This is a genomic window from Arthrobacter sp. ok909, assembly GCF_900104405.1.
In the GTDB taxonomy this organism is placed as follows: domain Bacteria; phylum Actinomycetota; class Actinomycetes; order Actinomycetales; family Micrococcaceae; genus Arthrobacter; species Arthrobacter humicola.
Genome location: NZ_FNJS01000007.1, coordinates 108844 through 126586, shown reverse-complemented (window position 1 = coordinate 126586; position 17743 = coordinate 108844). Strand labels below are relative to the sequence as shown.

Annotated in this window: 17 protein-coding genes; 4 read left to right on the top strand and 13 right to left on the bottom strand. The window is 65.9% G+C overall.

The window, feature by feature from the left end; translation table 11 throughout:
* Nucleotides 1–5: 5 nt before the first annotated feature.
* From BLR03_RS08050 to BLR03_RS08015, 8 genes are all read right to left on the bottom strand, one after another.
* Nucleotides 6–1139 carry an LOG family protein gene (locus BLR03_RS08050; protein WP_091251498.1) on the bottom strand — a complete coding sequence of 378 codons (1134 nt, stop codon included), beginning with the start codon at nucleotides 1137–1139 and terminating at the stop codon, nucleotides 6–8.
* A gap of 268 nt (nucleotides 1140–1407) precedes the next feature.
* On the bottom strand, nucleotides 1408–2475 hold the full coding sequence (locus BLR03_RS08045) for a glycoside hydrolase family 26 protein (protein ID WP_091251496.1): 1068 nt from the start codon (nucleotides 2473–2475) through the stop codon (nucleotides 1408–1410).
* Between the two features lie 78 nt (nucleotides 2476–2553).
* The gene (locus BLR03_RS08040) at nucleotides 2554–2892 is read right to left on the bottom strand and encodes a hypothetical protein (RefSeq protein ID WP_091251494.1); all 339 of its coding nucleotides are present in this window, start codon (nucleotides 2890–2892) and stop codon (nucleotides 2554–2556) included.
* A 2-nt stretch (nucleotides 2893–2894) separates the two neighbouring features.
* Nucleotides 2895–4322, bottom strand: a complete 1428-nt coding sequence (locus BLR03_RS08035; protein ID WP_091251493.1) for a glycosyltransferase family 2 protein — start codon at nucleotides 4320–4322, stop codon at nucleotides 2895–2897.
* Nucleotides 4323–4986: 664 nt separating this feature from the next.
* A complete protein-coding gene (locus BLR03_RS08030) occupies nucleotides 4987–5763 on the bottom strand; it encodes an SDR family NAD(P)-dependent oxidoreductase (RefSeq protein ID WP_091251491.1) in 777 nt (258 codons plus the stop codon).
* A gap of 28 nt (nucleotides 5764–5791) precedes the next feature.
* Nucleotides 5792–7162: an MFS transporter gene (locus BLR03_RS08025; protein ID WP_091251591.1), complete on the bottom strand. Its 1371-nt coding sequence runs from the start codon at nucleotides 7160–7162 to the stop codon at nucleotides 5792–5794.
* A 239-nt stretch (nucleotides 7163–7401) separates the two neighbouring features.
* A complete protein-coding gene (locus tag BLR03_RS08020) occupies nucleotides 7402–8109 on the bottom strand; it encodes a FadR/GntR family transcriptional regulator (protein WP_091251489.1) in 708 nt (235 codons plus the stop codon).
* A gap of 68 nt (nucleotides 8110–8177) precedes the next feature.
* On the bottom strand, nucleotides 8178–8633 hold the full coding sequence (locus BLR03_RS08015; RefSeq protein WP_091251487.1) for an SRPBCC family protein: 456 nt from the start codon (nucleotides 8631–8633) through the stop codon (nucleotides 8178–8180).
* Between the two features lie 40 nt (nucleotides 8634–8673).
* Between BLR03_RS08015 and BLR03_RS08010 the strand changes: the two genes are divergently transcribed.
* A complete protein-coding gene (locus BLR03_RS08010; RefSeq protein WP_091251485.1) occupies nucleotides 8674–9447 on the top strand; it encodes a gamma-glutamyl-gamma-aminobutyrate hydrolase family protein in 774 nt (257 codons plus the stop codon).
* Nucleotides 9448–9537: 90 nt separating this feature from the next.
* Here the strand turns inward: BLR03_RS08010 and BLR03_RS08005 are convergent, their stop codons facing one another.
* From BLR03_RS08005 to BLR03_RS07990, 4 genes are all read right to left on the bottom strand, one after another.
* Nucleotides 9538–10572 carry a Gfo/Idh/MocA family oxidoreductase gene (locus BLR03_RS08005; protein WP_091251483.1) on the bottom strand — a complete coding sequence of 345 codons (1035 nt, stop codon included), beginning with the start codon at nucleotides 10570–10572 and terminating at the stop codon, nucleotides 9538–9540.
* An 80-nt stretch (nucleotides 10573–10652) separates the two neighbouring features.
* A complete protein-coding gene (locus tag BLR03_RS08000; protein ID WP_091251482.1) occupies nucleotides 10653–11570 on the bottom strand; it encodes an ATP-binding cassette domain-containing protein in 918 nt (305 codons plus the stop codon).
* A 13-nt stretch (nucleotides 11571–11583) separates the two neighbouring features.
* The gene (locus tag BLR03_RS07995) at nucleotides 11584–12633 is read right to left on the bottom strand and encodes an ABC transporter permease (protein WP_091251480.1); all 1050 of its coding nucleotides are present in this window, start codon (nucleotides 12631–12633) and stop codon (nucleotides 11584–11586) included.
* Nucleotides 12634–12686: 53 nt separating this feature from the next.
* Complete coding sequence (locus BLR03_RS07990; RefSeq protein WP_091251478.1) at nucleotides 12687–13682, bottom strand: substrate-binding domain-containing protein; 996 nt, start codon at nucleotides 13680–13682, stop codon at nucleotides 12687–12689.
* A 348-nt stretch (nucleotides 13683–14030) separates the two neighbouring features.
* On the opposite strand from BLR03_RS07990, the gene BLR03_RS07985 reads away from it, so the two are divergent.
* Together BLR03_RS07985 and iolB are read left to right on the top strand one after the other, a co-directional pair.
* Nucleotides 14031–14771, top strand: coding sequence for a GntR family transcriptional regulator (locus BLR03_RS07985; protein ID WP_091251475.1), 741 nt, complete (start codon nucleotides 14031–14033; stop codon nucleotides 14769–14771).
* A gap of 165 nt (nucleotides 14772–14936) precedes the next feature.
* Entirely contained in the window at nucleotides 14937–15833 is an 897-nt protein-coding gene (iolB, locus tag BLR03_RS07980; RefSeq protein WP_091251474.1) for a 5-deoxy-glucuronate isomerase, read from the top strand.
* Nucleotides 15834–15850: 17 nt separating this feature from the next.
* Here the strand turns inward: iolB and BLR03_RS07975 are convergent, their stop codons facing one another.
* Nucleotides 15851–17068 carry an MFS transporter gene (locus BLR03_RS07975; protein WP_091251472.1) on the bottom strand — a complete coding sequence of 406 codons (1218 nt, stop codon included), beginning with the start codon at nucleotides 17066–17068 and terminating at the stop codon, nucleotides 15851–15853.
* Nucleotides 17069–17232: 164 nt separating this feature from the next.
* Between BLR03_RS07975 and BLR03_RS07970 the strand changes: the two genes are divergently transcribed.
* Nucleotides 17233–17682 (top strand): MarR family winged helix-turn-helix transcriptional regulator, encoded by a 450-nt coding sequence (locus BLR03_RS07970; RefSeq protein WP_091251470.1) that lies wholly within the window; start codon nucleotides 17233–17235, stop codon nucleotides 17680–17682.
* Nucleotides 17683–17743 lie beyond the last annotated feature (61 nt).

Genomic DNA, 17743 nt, shown 5'->3' with positions numbered 1-17743 from the left:
GACAGCTAGCGCGCCAGCGCGTCGAGCGCTTCCTCCACGGTGTCGACCAGGAAGATCCGTCCTTCCATGCGGCGGCCGGAGGCCAGGCTCTGCAGGAGCGGCCATGCCGGGAACCGCCGCAGCCAGTGCTCCTGCCCCACGAGGACCATGGGGGTGATGGTTTCGGGGGCGCCGTAGTAGTTTTCGCAGGCGTCCTGGAAGATCTCCTGAACCGTGCCGCCGGAGCCCGGCAGGAACACGATACCGCCGTTGCAGAGCTCGAGCAGGATCGCCTCCCGGATGGCATTCGCGAAGTATTTGGCCACGTGCGTGGCGAAGAAGTTGGGCGGCTCGTGACCGTAGTACCACGTGGGAATCCCGAGCGACGGCGTTCCCCCCGGGTAGCGTTCGACGACGGCGGCGGCCGCCCGTGCCCAGGCGGACACTGAGGGGCGGAAGGCCGGCACCGCCGCGAGGTCGGCAAGGGCCTGCCGGAATTCCTGCTCCGGGGCTTCGCTGAGGAAGGCGCCCAGGTTGGCGGCCTCCATGGTCCCGGGGCCGCCGCCGGTGGCAACCACTCGGTTGTTCCGGGCCAGCAGCCGGCCGAGCAGGGCGGCTTCTTCGAAGAGGGCTGTGCCGCGGCGGGCAGCGTGCCCGCCCATGACGCCCACCATCGTGCGGCTCGCGCAGAAGTCCGAGCGGGTCAGCTCGTCGAGGGCATCGCCGATCGAGTGGTCGTGCAGGGCCGCAGCCAGGGTGGCACCGAGGCGGTGGCGCTGGCCGGGCCGGATGCTCCACTGGTAGATCCGCGCGTCGAGAGTGTCCTCATAGCGTGACGTGCTGATCCCGGCGTACAGTTCCTGCGGCGTGTACAGCTTGCCGCGGTAGGGGTTGAACGGCACGGCCTCGAGCCGCGGAAAGAGCAGGGCCCCCCGGTTGCGCAGCGAATCCTCCACGCCGTCGTCGAACGTGCAGCCCAGGAAGATCGCACCCTGCACGTCCAGCACCTCGAGCTGGTGCCGGCGGCCCCGCAGGTCCAGCGACTGGACATGCCAGCCGTGCATGCTGCGCGCTCCGGCGGCGACCAGCCGGTCGAACCCGGCCAGGCTCTCGACCTCCAGGGTGCGGGGGCTGGGGTGCAGGCTGCGGGCGGCGCTCATGGAGCCAGCCTAGACCGTGGCCGGGCTCCCGATGCGGATGGACGTCGTCGCCGTTCTAACCCCGGCTCCCTACCCCGTCACCGGAAGCTCCGGCGGCCCCGTCATGGCAATGACAATGGCTCTGGTCATGTCCGGAAGGCCCGGGAGGGACCGGCAGTGCCTGCTTTCCGGGTGTACCGGTGCGGCTCCGCCGGCCCCGCCCTCCTGCCAGCCGGTCCATGATCCGGCGGCCCGCCGGCGGCGGCCATGCCGCCGGACGATTTTCGTTTTATTTCAGCGGCGCCATGACGAACCTGCCGGGGAGCGCAGTGGTGAAGGCGTCCCTGATCTGCGGATCTGTCGTGGTTCTCCAGTCGACCACGGGATTTCCGGGCTGGTTTTCCTGTTTCGAGAATTCGAACCAGACGGCGAGTTTGAGCTGGGGGAACCTGGTCTGCAGTCCCGGGTCAAAGAGCTGGTCCCACCATGCTTCCTTGATCGACAGGGCCGGTGCGCCGTCGATGCGCGAGGTATTGTAGAAGGCTCCCGTCTCGGAGATCGCGAACGGTTTGTGGTGCCCGGCCGCGTAGACGGCGTAGAAGTCAGGCAGCGCGGTTTCGTCGACGTAGCCACTCTTGTACGTCCCGGAAATCTTGGCGGCGAGCTTTCCCGGTTCCGGGACGGTGTTCTCTCCCCAGGGGTAGGCGTTGCCGAAGTGGTAGACGGACAGTCCGACCCAGTCCACGGCGTCGTCCCCTGGCCAGTATGGGGCGTAGGGGTCATCGTCCATGGTGAGTTTCCCGTCATGATTGGTATCCAGAACCTGGAAGTCCGGGCTGCCGGGCTGGATTTCGTGGGGTCCGCCGTCGAAGGGGTAGCCGCCGGCCTCATTCGGGGACCAGAGCATCGCCGATGCGGGGGCCTTATGGACGGCGGCGGCGACCTGGCGGAACTTCTCGATGTAGGCCGTTGGCTGCTGGGCCCAGGGATACCAGGAGCCGTTCATCTCGTGGCCGAACCGGACCATGACCGACACACCCTTGCGGTTCCAAGCTGCGAGGTCACCGGTCAGGTCCGTCAGCGACTGCGGGGTGACCGCCATGAGCCCCTCGCGTGGTTCGATGGTGAGCATCAGGGACGAATGGTGCTCTGCGAGGTCCTGGATCTCGCTGCTGATAGATGCCTCCTCGGCGGCGTCGAGCGGAAAGTTCACGTAGCGCCCGTAAAGGGCGGGTGTGGCTCCCAGCCGGCCCGCGTATGCTCCCACGGTGTCGAATTCGGAATCCAGCTGGATGCCGAAGTAAGTCCGGCCGTCCGGGGGAACGGGGAACCGGCCGGATGCCTCATTGAGGGTCATTGCGAGACCGCCCGCGCTCAGTGCGACCGCTGACATCAAAAGTGTGAGATGCCTGAACATTGTGGGCTGCAGCATCGTTTACTCCGCTGGGCCTTCGGTTTTCAGGATGATGAACGTCACGACCAGCGCAACTTCGATCAGGACCGCTGCGGATATCGCCAGTGCCAGAAGGACCGGATGCATGGCGACGTGCACGGCCATGGCGAGAGGGACGAGGATGTAAGCTGACGCGACCACCAGCGCGGCGAAGATCAACGCAGCACCGCTGACCCGTGCCCTGAGGATGGCCCGCCGCCGCGCGGACGGTGCCAGCAGATGGACCATTTCCAAGGGCGAGTGGAGGTGCGTCTCTACCAGGAAATTACTCTCGGCAGCTGTCTGCGCGCTGTTTATGAGAACTGATGTGTTGTGTTCCATGGCTATTCACCGCTCCTGATGCTTTGAAGGTCTGCTTTCTTGGTCTTGGGGGTGGGGACCCAGCTGACTTCTCGTTTGCCGCCGGCCCATTCGAGCACGGCCCAGAGTGCAGCGGAACTTTCGATGAGTCCCGCGACAGGAGCGCTGACGAGGGCGCGGGCTATCTCCGCCGCGCGGGTCCACCGGTCCAGGCCCGCGTCGGCGACGTTGTGCCAGGCTCCGATGAAGACCGAGCCCATCCACATGATTCCCACCAGGGCGAGCCAGGCGCTGCCCGCAGCTGGCAATGGTGCCTCGTCGTCCAGGAGCAGCGACTTCATGGCAAGGATCAGGAACATGGGAAAGATGACCGCGGACAGGGCGCCGACGACTGCCCCGAGCGCAAAGGTGCCGATCCGGTACCGGGTGCCCCACACAAGACTTGTTCGGGTCCGCCACGGCAGCAACGCAAAGAGGGGGTTGCGGCACGTTGCCGTTAAGCCTTGCAGAACCCCGAAGATCCAGCGGTAGCGCTGCTTGAAGGCGCTATGGACGGAGAACGGAGGTTGTTCGAGCATGACGCACCCGTGCCAGCCAAACACGTCCTTCCCGTACGCGGTGAACGCCTTCATGCCGAACACATAGTCCTCGGCAATGAACGGCTGCCCGTCCAAACGCCCGATGTCCCAGCCGATGTCGTTCTCCAGCGACTCCTCGATCACCAGGTTGGACCCGTGCAGATGCAGGGGCGCCCCGGATTCCATGACATGGCGGCACTCATAGCATCCGATCGGCCGGTTGGCTTCCATCGCACGGCAGAGTGCGGAGGCACGCATGTATTCGAGGGGGTAGTAGATCGGGCCTTCGAGGATCTTCTTTTCGGTCGTGGCCAGGCAGTCAATGAGCTTGCGGAGCTCGGACGGCGTCATGACGGATTCCTCGTCATAGTGGACGATAAATGTCCGTCCCGGCTTCCAGTTCCACAGCGCGCGACGCTGCTCCACGACATAATGCAGGCCCCGGGCCTTCATCATCGTTCCGTTCGGGGTTTCGTAGTCCCGTGGCACCACCAGGATGTCGACCGTGATTGGTGATCCGTGGAAGGTTTCCCGGAGGTATTTGGACTGCTCCGCCGATTCGGTCACCACTTCAACAGACAGGAACCGGCCATAGAACGACGGATCCTCCAGAGCCAGAGCGACGACGTTGCGGATTCCCCGCGCAATCACCCCGGTGCTGCCGGCCGATCCACGTGTGGTGATCTGAATTTTGACGAACGGCACGTCGACAGCGTGGAGGGCTCTGGTCGACACTGAATCACCGCGCCGGTAGCGCCTCCATCGGAAGAGGAAACTCCACCAGTAGAAGGCCATCCGCACACCGATGATCGAAACACCGACGAACACGACGGGGCCGAGGATGGACAGGACAGGGCTGATCGAATCGGGCATGGGGCACCGTTCCAGTGAATTGGCAGCTTTCCGGGGCACGAGGAATACGCTCAGATGCACCGCTACCGGATGGCCGCCGGTCGACGGGGATCGACATCGCACGGGGATACGATGAACACCAGAAACAAATGAGCGGCCCGATTATCTGGGTCTCGGCGGTCTCGACCGGGAACCATGCATCGGGGCTCGCTCCGTTTCCGGCCGCTTCCTCAATGACTCTGACCCTAGGGAAGAGAACCGCACGACCACACGAGTAGTGACTACTCGAAAAACCAACGCAAATTACTCGCCACCTAAGTAGCGCCCAAGCGCCCCTGAATGGTTGTGCCAAGTATTTCCGGCCCGCGGCCACTCGTTTCGGAAGCCGCCGAGGCCCTGAGACCCAGGTAGCACTCCACCAACCCCTACGTTCGCGGCGGAGCCAGCCAAGCCCGCGAATCCAGCCACCCGTGCCGTGCCTCGCCGCCAGACGGGAACGGTCCCCGCACCCCCTCTCCTGCCCCTGCTACGGACAACCCAAACCCACCCCACACCGGGCGCCCCTGACCCGGCCCGCGTGCCCGACCAAAAACATAGAGGAACCCCGTTGCGCTATCACTTTTGGCGGCCATTCCGGCATGTTTAAGGCCCAAGAGTGATAGCGCAACGGGGTGTGGATAGACGGTCAGGAGACCTGGAGGCCGCCGTTGATGTCGTAGGTGGCCGCGGTGATGTAGCCGGCGTCCGGGCCGAGTAGGAAGGCGATGAGCGCCGCCACTTCCTCGCGGCTGCCGACCCGTCCCATCATGATGCCCTCGGACATCTGGGCCTTGCGTTCCTCGCTCAGCGTGCCGCCCATGATGTCGGTGTCGATGGGGCCGGGGGCGATGGCGTTGACGGTGACCCCGAATTCGCCCACCTCGCGGGCCAGGGCGCGGGTGAATCCGATGATGCCGGCCTTCGATGCGCTGTAGGCGACCTTGGAGTAGGTGCCGCCGCCCCGCTGTGCCGAAATCGAGGAGATGCTCACAATCCTGCCGAGCCTGCGCTCGATCATGCCCTTGAGCACCCGCTGGGAGACGATGAAGGATCCGCGCATGTTGATGGCGAAGACCTTGTCCCATTCTTCGACCGTGGTCTCCATGAACGGCGTCGGGGAGCTGATGCCGGCCAGGTTGGCCAGGGCGACGATCGGGGGCAGCGAGCCCTCGATCTCCGTGATGGCCCGGTCTACCGATGCGGCGTCGGAGACGTCCGCGCCGACGCCGATGGCCTTGACCGCGCGGTTGGAGCCGATTTCGGCGGCAGCTGCGGCAGCGTCCTCGGCATTGATGTCCAGGATCGCAATGGACCAGCCCTCGCTGGCCAGGCGGTCGGCGGCGGCGCGGCCGATGCCGCGGGCCGAGGCGGCGCCGGTCAGGACCACGGTGCGTTCAGTCGGGAAAGGAGTAATTGATGTCATGACGAAGGTTCCTTCTGGGATTTCGGGGTTAGGAGACTTTGGCGGGGTTGACGGCGGCCGCCGCTGCGACGGCGGGGTCAAGGGCGGCATCACCTTCAGGGCGCTTGCGGGCGTAGAGGTACGTGGCCGCCGCGGTGAGGCAGAGGCAGAGGGAGAGGAACAGCAGTCCGCTCTGGTTGCTGCCGGTGGCGTCCTTGAGGAGGCCGACGGCGTACGGGGAGATGAAGCCGCCGAGGTTTCCGAGGGAGTTCACCAGGGCGAGGCCGGAAGCGGCAGCCGCGCCGGTCAGGGCGGCAGAGGGCATCGAGAGGAACGGGGCGATGGCCCCGTAGATCCCCATGGCCGAGACCGTCAGGCCGATCATCGCGAGGACAGGGTTGACCGGCAGCAGGTAGCCGGCGGCCAGAAGTCCCACGCCCGCGATCACCATGCTGACGGCGGAGTGCCAGGCGCGCTTGCCGGTCCGGTCGGCGCGCTTGCTCCAGAAGTAGACGAATACTGCGGCCACGGCATAGGGGATAAAGACGATGAAGCCGACCTCGGCCGTGGAGAACTTGCCGAGGGCCGCGACGATGGTGGGCATCCACAGGCCCAGGCCGTAGATTCCACACACCAGGCCGAAGTACAGGGCGGAGTAGACCAGGGTGCGCTTGTCCTTGAGCCCGGCCAGGAAGCTGTGCTTTCCGGACTGGGACTTGGCCGCCAGTTCAGCGTCCATGGTGGCGGCGAGCCAGCTGCGCTCGTCAGTCTCAAGCCATTTGGCGTCCCGCGGGCGGTCCGTCATGAGGAGGGGCGTCAGGACGCCGAGGAGGATCGCGGGGATGCCTTCGACGATGTAGAGCCACTGCCAGCCTTGGAGGCCCATGACGCCGTCCAGCTGCAGGAGGAGCCCGGATACCGGGGCGCCGAGCGCGTTGGAGACGGGCTGGGCGAGGATGAAGATGCCCAGCACGGTCACGCGCTGCGCAGCGGGGAACCACAGCGTCAGGTAGAACAGAATCGCCGGGAAGAATCCGGCCTCGGCTGCGCCCAGCAGGAACCGGACGATGTAGTAGGTGCTTTCGCCGTTGACCAGGCACATGGCGGTGGCGAAGAGCCCCCACGTGATCAGGATGCGCGCCAACCACTTCCGGGCCCCGAACCGGTACATGCCCGCGTTGCTGGGAACCTCAAGGAGTGCGTATCCGAGGAAGAAGATTCCGGCGCCAAGGCCGTAGGCAGCGGAGTTCAGGCCGATGTCCTCGCTCATGGTGAGTTTGGCGAATCCGACGTTGTTGCGGTCCAGATAGGCAACGAAGTAGAGCAGGACAATCAGGGGCATGACGCGGCGGCGGACCTTGCGGAGCGTGCGGTCACCCAGTTCGCCGAGTCCCGAGGACTTGGGTGCTAATAGAGTCATCATCGACCTTCTTACGTGCAGTTCCCTGGGGCAGCTTTGCCGGGCAGGGATTCGTGGGTATGTGGGGGACGTCCTGTCCGCAGCTGCGACTGCGGAATCAGGATCAACCTTTGAGTCAGATGTCAGACATCTGACTCATGAACTAGGCACGAGCTTAGAATGTGATTCGGATTACGTCAAGAGTCTGTTGGATTACGTCAAGAGTCTGTTGGATTACGCCAGGAGTCCGCAGGCGGGCGTCAGGACTTGGCGCCCCGTACGTAGCGTTCGTAGTCCGCATTGGTCTGGTCCATGTGCGCATCCATCGCCTGCCGCGAGCGCTCGGCGTCGCCGCTCAGGATGCCGTCCAGGACCCTCTGGTGGTAGTCGATGGCGTGCTGCTGGATCACGTCGACGGCGGATGTTTCGCGTCGCGTCATGTACAGCAGCTGGCCCAGCTGGGCGAACAGGGCGCGGACAAAGGGGTTGCCGGAGGCCCTCAGGACGGCGTCGTGGAATCCAATATCCGCTTCCACGAAGCGGTCCAGGTCGCCGGACTCGTGGGAGCGCTTCATGTCCTCGATGCACTCGCGCATCCGCTCGGCGTGCTCCGGGGTATAGCGTGTGGCGGCGAGTGCAGCCGCCCCGGTTTCCACCATGCGGCGCATCTCGATCAGCCCCACGGAGACCTGCTCGGCCGCATTGCCGTGCGAGGCCGCCCTGAAGATCGCGTCCAGGCCGGTCCAGTTGTCCGTGGGATTGACGAAGGTTCCCCGGCCGGCCTTCACATAGAGGATGTTTTGCGCGCGGAGCGCCTTGAGGGCTTCACGCGCGGTCAGCCTGCTGACGCCGTAGGCCTTGGCGATGTCGGCTTCCGGCGGAATCGCAGTGTGGGGCGGGAGCTTTCCATCGAGGATCTCGGTCAGCAGGCCGTCGACGAGATCGTCGACCAGTGTCCTGCGGCCCATCCCAGTTCCCACCTTCAGTCGCGGCTCGTGCTTCCATCCACATTACCCAAGTCCCTGCGTCGCCCAAGTCACCGCGCAGCCATGTAGGCGTCGAGCTTGGCCAGCGTCTGTTCCAGGTTGACCGGATGGCGGCGAAGGTAGCCGGCCAGCCGGAGCAGGCTCTTGCCGCGGACCCGCCGCGCGTCCCACTGTTCCGTGACGAGGGTGCCGGCGGTGCCGTCCGGACCCGTGGACGGTTCGAGCAGGTAACGCCACACGTGGCCGTAGAAGTGCCGCCAGGCGATCCGGTGGCCTTCCTCGAACTCGCAGACCCTGTTCAGGATCTTGTAGTTCACCCGCATCCGCATTTGCATGCCGAACTTGGCGCCGAGGTAGAGCCGTTCGGGCCCGCGCGGCTGGGCTCCCTTCACGGTGCCTGAGCCGTCGATCGCGCTGTGCAGGGCGGGCGTGGCGAGCACGTCGAAGATGGCATCCGGGGCGGCGGCGGTGAACCGGCTGCGGGACACGAGATAGCGGGCTTTCATCTGGCAATCCTAGTCCGGAGAGGGTGTTGCAGAATGAGGCATGCAGATTTTCCGCAGCAGCCCGGCCAACCGGCCGCGCATAGGCGTTCCTGTCCGGCTCACCAGCTCATCCGATCCCGACCCGCGAGTGGCGGAAGCCAACGCATTGTTCGAATACATCGTGGAGCTGTTGCGTGAGGGCGGCGGCGAACCGGTGCTGCTCACCGCTGCGGTGACCGACGACGGCGGCCTCGCGGCTGCGCTGGAGTCTCTCGACGGCGTCGTGCTTCCCGGCGGCGGCGACCTCGACCCCGGCCTCTACGGCGAGGAGCGAAGCGGAGTCTGTTACGACGTAAATCATGCCCAGGATGAGCTGGACGCGGAGGTGGCGCGGCAGGCGATCGACGCCGGCCTGCCGCTATTGGGCATCTGCAGGGGGCATCAGCTGCTCAATGTCCTCTATGGCGGAACCCTCATCCAGGACATGGCTCCGGGGACGGTGGCGCACCGCGAGCCCGCGCCGGCACACGGGGCGGGCCCGTGGGCATGGCACGAGGTAGCGGTCCAGGCCGGCTCCAAAGTGGCAGCCCTCTACGGCGGTGGATCCGGTGCCGTGACGGTGAAGATCGCCTCGGGCCACCATCAGGCCGTGGCCCGGGTGGCCGGAGCACTGCGGGTGACGGCCGTCGCCGAGGACGGGACCGTTGAAGCGCTGGAGGATCCGGACCGCTGGGTGGCGTCGGTGCAGTGGCACCCCGAGGCGTTGGAACTTTCTGCGGCGGAGCGGCTGGCACCGTTCCGGGCCTTCGTCGAGGTGTGCCGGAACCGGCCCTGAGGGAGACGGCGGAACCCCCGGGGCTCTGGGCCCCGGGGGTTCCGGTTCGTTCAATTCCATACGGGCCAGGGGTCCCGCACGGGGCGCCGGTCAGCTGACGACGCTCACCGCCACCTTGACCGGGACACCTGTGGCCAGCGATTCCTGGGCCGCGTCCGCCACCCGGGACGCCGCCACGGCGTCCTCCGGGGTGCAGGGGTTGTCCCGGCGGCCAAGGATCAGTTCGACGAAAGCCTCCATCTCGGAGCGGTACGCCTGGTCGAACCGTTCGGCAAACGTCTGGTGGGGCTTTCCAGAGGGGAAAGTAATCCCCGCTTCGGCGGAGGCCATCGCCGTCTTGTCGTCCAGGCCCACCATCAGCGAACTGCGGGAACCCTGGATTTCGAGCCGGACGTCGTGGCCTGCCCCGTTGTAGCGGGTCGCGGAGACCGTGCCCACGGTGCCGTCGTCGAACGTCACCAGCGCGAGGGCGGTGTCCACATCGCCGGCCTCACCGATCGCCGGATCCCCGTTGTTGGAGCCCTTGGCGTAGACCTCGACGATTTCGCGGCCGGTGAGCCAGCGCAGGATGTCGAAATCGTGGACTGAGCAGTCCCGGAACAGGCCGCCTGAGCTGGCCAGGAATTCGACCGGGGGCGGCGTCATGTCGCACGTGACGGCGCGCAGGGAATGGATCCAGCCCAGCTCGCCGGCCTGGTAGGCGCGGCGGGCCTCAAGGTAGCCGGCGTCGAACCGGCGCTGATGCCCGATCTGCACCACGCCGTTGCGGTCCCGGATGTAATCGAGCACCGGCAGGGCGTCGTCCACGTTCAGGGCCACGGGCTTTTCGCAGAAGACCGGGATTCCGGCGTCCACACCGGCCTTGATGAGCTCGGGGTGGGTTCCGGTTCCCGTGGCGATGACCAGACCGTCCAGCCCGGAGGCAAGCAGTGCCTCGACCGACGGCAGGAATTCGGCACCGAGACCGGATGCCACCGTCCGGGCATGCTCTACGGCAACATCCGTGAGCCGGAGGCGGACACGGATCCCCTGCGGGTTCAGGACCTCGTTGAGGGCGGCGATGTTGTTGGCGTGCATGACGCCGATCCGCCCAACGCCAACGAGCCCCAGGATTACATCTTTCATGCTTCTACTCTCATGTGTGGTGCGGGCACGGTGGATGCTGCCCGGGACGCCCCAGCCCTTTCAAGGCTGGGGCATGGCCGCTACGCGTACGTGTTGCCGGTGGTCTCGGCCACGTCAGCGACCTCGCCCTGGACTTCCTTGACGATGTCGCCGTGGCCGCCGAGCTGTTCGAGTTCGTGGGCGAGTTCGGCGAGTTCGGCGCCGCCGGCCATTTGGGCGGTGAGTTCGTCGAGGGTGATGTCCTTCTTGTCGTAGTAGCCGATCGACTTGCCGCGCTTGAGCAGCAGGAACCGGTCACCGACCGGGAAGGCGTGGTGCGGGTTGTGGGTGATGAAGATGACCCCGAGGCCGCGGTCGCGGGCCTGCAGGATGTAGCGCAGCACCACCCCGGACTGCTTCACACCCAGGGCTGCGGTGGGCTCGTCCAGGATCAGGACCTTCGCGCCGAAGTACACGGCCCGGGCGATCGCGACACACTGGCGCTCACCGCCGGAAAGCTGGCCGATGGGCTGCTCGACGTCGCGCAGGTCGATGCCCATCGCGGCGAGTTCCTTGAGTGTGATGTCCTTCATCTTCTCGACGTCCATGCTCTTGAACGGGCCGAAGCCGGACGTGAGTTCCGAGCCGAGGAAGAAGTTCCGCCAGATCGGCATCAGGGGCACCACCGCGAGGTCCTGGTAGACCGTGGCGATGCCGGCGTCCAGGGCGTCACGGGGCGAGGTGAACTTCCGTTCCTCGCCCATGACCTTCATTACCCCGGCGTCGTGCTGGTGCAGGCCGGCGATGATCTTGATCAGGGTGGACTTGCCCGCACCGTTGTCGCCGAGGACGCAAGTGACGCGGCCGTTGTCCACGGCCATGGTGACCTCGGACAGGGCGATGATGTTGCCGTAGTGCTTGGCGATCCCGTCGAGGGAGAGCAGGTGCACCGGGGTGTGGGTGAGGGGGTCTTTTTCGTTCTGCAGCAGGGTCTGCTGGTCGATCTCTTTGGCGTTCATTTCCGGGCCCCTTTTACTTCAGTTCCGCGCGGCGCTTGACGATGAGGTTGACGATGGTGGCCAGCAGCAGCATCAGGCCCAGGAAGAACTTGAACCAGTCCGGGTTCCACTGCGCGTAGACGATGCCCTTGTTGGCCATGCCGAAGATGAACGCGCCGATCGCGCCGCCGATCGCCGAGCCGTACCCGCCGGTGAGCAGGCAGCCGCCGATTACTGCGGCGATGATGTAGAGGAACTCGTTGCCTACTCCTTCACCGGACTGCACGGTGTCGAAGGCAAAGAGGTTGTGCATGCCCAGGATCCAGCCGCAGAACCCGACGGCCATGAACAGGCCGATCTTGGTGGCCTTGACCGGCACGCCCACGGCGCGGGCCGCGTTCGCGTCGCCGCCGACGGCGAAGATCCAGTTCCCCACGCGGGTCCGCATCAGCACCCAGGTGGCCACCGCGACGAGCGCGAACCAGTAGAACACCGTGATTTTGACGTCGACGCCGCCGATGTTGATGGAGGAGGCGAACACCGCCCGGGCCGAGTCGAAGCCGTCCATGGACGCGATCGAGGGCGAGGACACCGAGCCGCCGATCAACCGGGTCAGGCCCAGGTTCAGGCCGGTCAGCATCAGGAACGTCGCCAGGGTCACGATGAAGGAAGGCAGCTTGGTCTTCATCAGGATCCAGCCGTTGATGAAGCCGATGGACAACGAGACCACCAGGGCCAGGCCGACACCGACCCAGACGTTCGTGGTGAAGTACCAGCTGAACAGCGACGCCGTCAGCGCCGAGGAGATCACGGCGACGCCGGTGGAGAGGTCGAACTCCCCGCCGATCATCAGCAAGGACACCCCCACGGCCATGATCCCGATCGTGGAGGAGCCGTACATGATTGTCGCCAGGGCGCCGGGCTGGGTGAAGGTTGGGGACACCAACGCGAAGAAGATGAAGAGGACGATGGCGCCCACCAGGGCACCGACCTCGGGACGTCCGAGCAGTTTTTGGAACGGACTGCGCTTGGCGACGCGCTCATCGGGCGCCGGCGACTTGGTCTTTGTCTGGGTGATGGTCATGATGATTCTCCTTGCTGCCGGGCCGGCACGGGGCCGGCCCGGCCAGCGGGCTGTTAGCGGATACCCTGTTTGGCGAATGTCAGGACATCGGCCGCATTTGACTTGTCGACGATGCTCGGGCCGGTGAGGACCGACTGGCCGCCGCCGAGCTTGAAGCCGCCGCGCTTGTTCTGCCAGAGCGCGTCAATGGACATGTAGCCCTGCAGCCACGGCTGCTGGTCCACCGTGAAGATAACCTTGCCGTCGTTGATGGCTTGGGCGAGGTCCGCGTTCAGGTCGAAACTTGCCACCTTGGCTGAGCTGCCGGCATCCGTGACCGACTTGAGGAGCGTGAGCGTGTACGGTGCGCCGAGGCCGATGATGACGTCGGCGTCCTTGGAGGCCTGGAGCTTGGCGGTCGCGGTGGACTGGACGGCGGTCATGTCCTTGCCGTCGACGTAGAGGATTTCCGTTCCGGGCACCTTGGCTTTGACGCCGGCACAGCGGGCTTCAAGGCCGACGTGGCCCTGTTCCTGGATCACGCAGACCGGGTGCTTGTAGCCCTCCGCCGCGAGCCGGGTGCCGACTGCCTCACCGGCGAGTTGTTCGTTGGAACCGAAGTGGGTGAAGGCACCGAGCGCCTGGGAGACCCCTTCGCCGGCGTTGAGGCTCACAACGGGGATGCCGGCGTCGGTGGCCTTCTTCAGGACGTCTTTGAGGGCTTCGGGCTTGGCGAGCGTGACCGCGATGCCGTCCACCTTCTGGTCGATAGCCTGCTGGATGAGTTGGGCCTGGCGCCCCGCTTCGGGATCGGACGTGTAGAGGAGCTCGACGTTGTCCTTCGCGGACGCCTCCTCGGCGCCCTTGCGGACGATGTCCCAGAAGGTATCCCCAGCCGCGGCGTGGGTAATAAGGGCGACCTTGAGCCGCGGCGTCGAGACGGCCTGGCCACCACCGGCTGCATTGCCTGTATCTGCGGGCTTGCCGCCGCTGCTGGAACACGCGCTCAGGGCCAACATGGGTACAACGGCCGCCACAAGGGCCGCCTTCCGCCACGAGAACTTGGTCACGATTAATCTCCTTTGATTCCGGGCCACGCCGGCCGCTTCATCGCGTCGGTCTATGAGCCATCTACAACAGATCATGGTGACTTCAATCACAGATGTCAATAGTTTGTCCTGACATTAGGATGTTTTGACGTAGCGCTACGCGATGGAGATAGCGAATTTGCGGGCCTGACCAGCCCAAATCCATCGCCCCAACCCTTGCTCCCACAGCCTCCCGCAAAAGCCCTTGGCTCCCTTTGGCAGCCCTGCTACTATCAGAAAAAGGCAGTATGTCCTATCAAGCGAACATATGGCTGACAAACGCAGATTGGCCGCCACCACGGCCGCTGCGGAGCGCAAGGGAGCACGCCAGTGGCGAATCAACTAAATCTGCGGATCGACCGTTCGTCCCCGGTACCGCTGTACCACCAAGTGGTCCAGGGCATCGAGGCCGCGATACACACCGGCCTGCTGGAGCCCGGCAGCCGGCTGGAAAATGAGATCGACCTGGCCGCCCAGCTGAACCTTTCGCGCCCCACGATGCGCAAAGCCATGGATGAGCTGGTCCGCTCCGGCCTCCTGGTCCGCAAGCGGGGCGTGGGCACCCAGGTGGTGTCCAGCCAGGTCCGCCGCCCGCTGGAGCTCTCCAGCCTCTACGACGACTTGAGCAACAGCGGCAGCAAGCCCACCACCGACGTGCTGAGCTTCTCGCATGAAGAGGCGGACGCCTCGATCCGGACGGCGCTCCAGCTCCCCGCCGGCGCCAAGGTCTATCACTTCACCCGGCTCCGGAAAGTGGGTGGCAAGCCGCTGGCATTGATGGAGAACTGGGTGCGCGACGACATCACCGCGATCGATGAGGCCTCCCTGGCGTCGCAGGGCCTCTACGGCATCCTGCGCAACGGCGGCGTGAACTTCCGGCTTGCCTCGCAGCGGATCGGCGCCATGATCGCCAACGACTACCAGGCGCCGCTGCTCGAAACGACCCCAGGCTCCGCCCTCGTCACCATGGAGCGCACGGCCGTGGACGACACCGGGCGCATGGTGGAAACCGGCCACCACGCCTACAGGGCCGATTCTTACAGCTTTGAAATGACACTCGTTCAGAGATAGGCGTTCAGAGATAGGCGCCCCGAGAGAGGCGTTCAATCTTAGGCGCTCGAACACTGGCGTCTAGAGAAACACTATTCGGACGCCCGCGTTCAACAACGAGCGCCGCCATCTCCAACCCCGCACACCCGCGCCCACTTCCGGCGCGACTACGAAAGGGCAGCTTCCATGGCCAACTGGGTCTATCCGCTCGGCACCGCCGCACAAGGCAAGTGGGACATTTCCATCGGAACATCCGACTCCGCGCTGGAGGTGGAGGGCTGGGCCCATACCGGACTGAAGGTCGCCACACTGGCTGCTGGCGGCGCCGTCGAACTGGCCGCCGCATCGGAGGAACGCATCGTGGTGCCGCTCAACGGCTCCTTCGTGGCGACCGTGGACGGACAGGAGTATCCGCTGGCCGGGCGGGACAGCGTCTTCAGCGGCCCCAGCGATGTGCTCTACACGGGAACCGGCAACGCAGTGAGGATCACCTCGGCCGACGGCGGACGGGTGGCGGTTGCCACCGCCCCGGCCAAGGCGTCCTACCCGACCCGCCTCGTCACGGCCGCCGAGACGCCGGTGGAACTGCGCGGAGCGGGCAACTGCTCCCGCCAGGTCCACAATTTCGGCACCCCCGCCGCGCTGGAAGCTGACCGCTTCATCGTCTGCGAGGTCCTCACTCCCGGTGGCAACTGGTCCTCCTATCCCCCGCACAAGCACGATGAGGAAAAGGACGGCGAGACAAGTCTCGAGGAGATCTACTACTTCGAAACCCGGGTCACACCGGGAGCGCCGGAGCGCCCGGGCGCCGACGACGCCATCGGCTACCAGCGTGTGTACGCTTCCGACGAGCGGCCCATCGACGTTGCGGCCGAGGTCCGGACCGGCGACGTCGTCCTGGTGCCCTACGGCTGGCACGGGCCCGCCATGGCCGCCCCCGGTTACGACTTGTACTACCTCAACGTCATGGCCGGCCCGGGCCCGGTCCGCGACTGGCTCATCAGCGACGACCCGCACCACGGCTGGATCCGCCAGACCTGGGAGGGTCAGGACCTGGACCCGCGGCTGCCGTTCGGCCAGTAGGCCTGCAGGCCGGGCCGTCAGACGGGCTGCAGCTCCGTCTCGGGATCCGCCGTGGAGCTGTCGACGTCGGCCGGCCGGCCGACGTCGTGCTTCTTTGCAGCGGCTGCCCCGAACACCATTACCGCCAGGCCCAGCACGGTGATGCCGGCACCGGCCCAGATCGGCGAGGTGTAACCGAGGCCGGCGGTGATGGTCACGCCGCCCAACCAGGCGCCGAGGGCGTTACCGACGTTGAAAGCGCCGATATTAGCGCCGGAGGCCAGGGTGGGGGCGCTACTGGCGTACTTCATGACGCGCATCTGCAGCCCGGGGACCGTAGCGAAGCCGAAGCCGCCCAGCAGCACCATGGAGGCGATGGTCATCGGCTGGTTGCCGGAGGTCAGTGCGAAGACCACGAGCACCACCACCAACACGGCGAGCACCACGAGCAGGGTGCGGTCCACGTTCTTGTCGGCCGCCTTGCCGCCGAGGGTGTTGCCGATGAACAGCCCGACGCCGAAGAGGATCAGCAGCCACGGCACGGTGGAGGCGGCGAAGCCGGTGACTTCCGTGAGGGTGAACGCAATGTAGGTGAAGGCGCCGAACATGCCGCCGTAGCCGAGGATGGTGACCAGGATGGAAAGCCAGACCTGGCCGGACCGGAAGGCACGGAGCTCGCTTCGGAGCCCACCGGCGGCCGCCTCGGCGGAGCCGGTTTTCGGGACCAGGGCGAGGATGCCCGCCAGGGCGAGGACGCCAATGACGGTGATCGCCCAGAACGTGGCGCGCCAACCTGCGGCCTGGCCCAGCATGGTGCCGAACGGGACACCCAGCACATTGGCCGCCGTGAGGCCGGTGAACATGATCGCGATCGCGCCGGCCTTCTTATCCGGTGCCACCATGCTGGCGGCCACCACGGCGCCGATGCCGAAGAACGCGCCGTGAGACAGCGCGGCAAGGATGCGCCCTGCCATCATGATCGGGTAGTCGGGGGCGAGCGCCGAGACGAAGTTGCCGGCGATGAAGAGCACCATCAGCACGGCCAGCACGGGCTTGCGTTCGAATCGCGTCACGGCGGCGGTGAGGCCCAGCGCCCCGACCACGACGGCGAGCGCGTAGCCGGAGATGAGCCAGCCCGCGCTGGCCTCGGTGACGTGGAAGTCTGCGGCCACTTGTGGCAGCAGGCCCATGATGACGAACTCGGTGAGTCCGATGCCGAACCCGCCGAGGGCTAGGGCTATCAGGCCAACAGGCATGGGGGTGCTCCTTACAAAGCTGTACGGAAAGGGATATGGCGCGTAAGCTAGTAGTTGCAGACGCGTTATTTATTCTTGCACAAGCAGATACAGCGCGCAAGCAACTATTATTTGATGTGCCGGGCGCACTCCCGCCGGGCACGCTAGCTGAAGGGATTCACCAGATGGGCATCAAGGACGACGCCGTCGAGGTCCGGGCGCAAGGCTGGCGGACCCTCGCGGCCCTGCACGGGCTGATCGAAGCCGAGCTGGAGCGCTCCCTGCAGGCCGAGGCGCAGCTCTCCGTGGTGGAGTACACCGTGCTGGACGCGCTGAGCCGGCAGGACGGCTGGCATATGCGGATGCAGCAGCTGGCCCGCGCCACGGCATTGAGCGCGAGCGCCACCACTCGCCTGGTCAACCGGTTGGAGGACCGCGGGCTGCTGACCCGGATCCTGTGCGCGGATGACCGCCGCGGGATCTATACCGAGCTCACGCCCAGCGGCATCACGCTGCTCGAGCAGAGCAGGCCGGTCCACGACGCTACCCTGGAGCGGGCGCTGGCCGAGGCCCAGGAAGTGCCGGAACTGGCGCCGCTGGTCGACGCCCTCCCCCGGCTGCACGCCGCGGTCTAACGCGACAACCGCTTCAACCGCTTCAACCGCTCCAACGCAGAAAGCCCCGCCCCCGCGACAG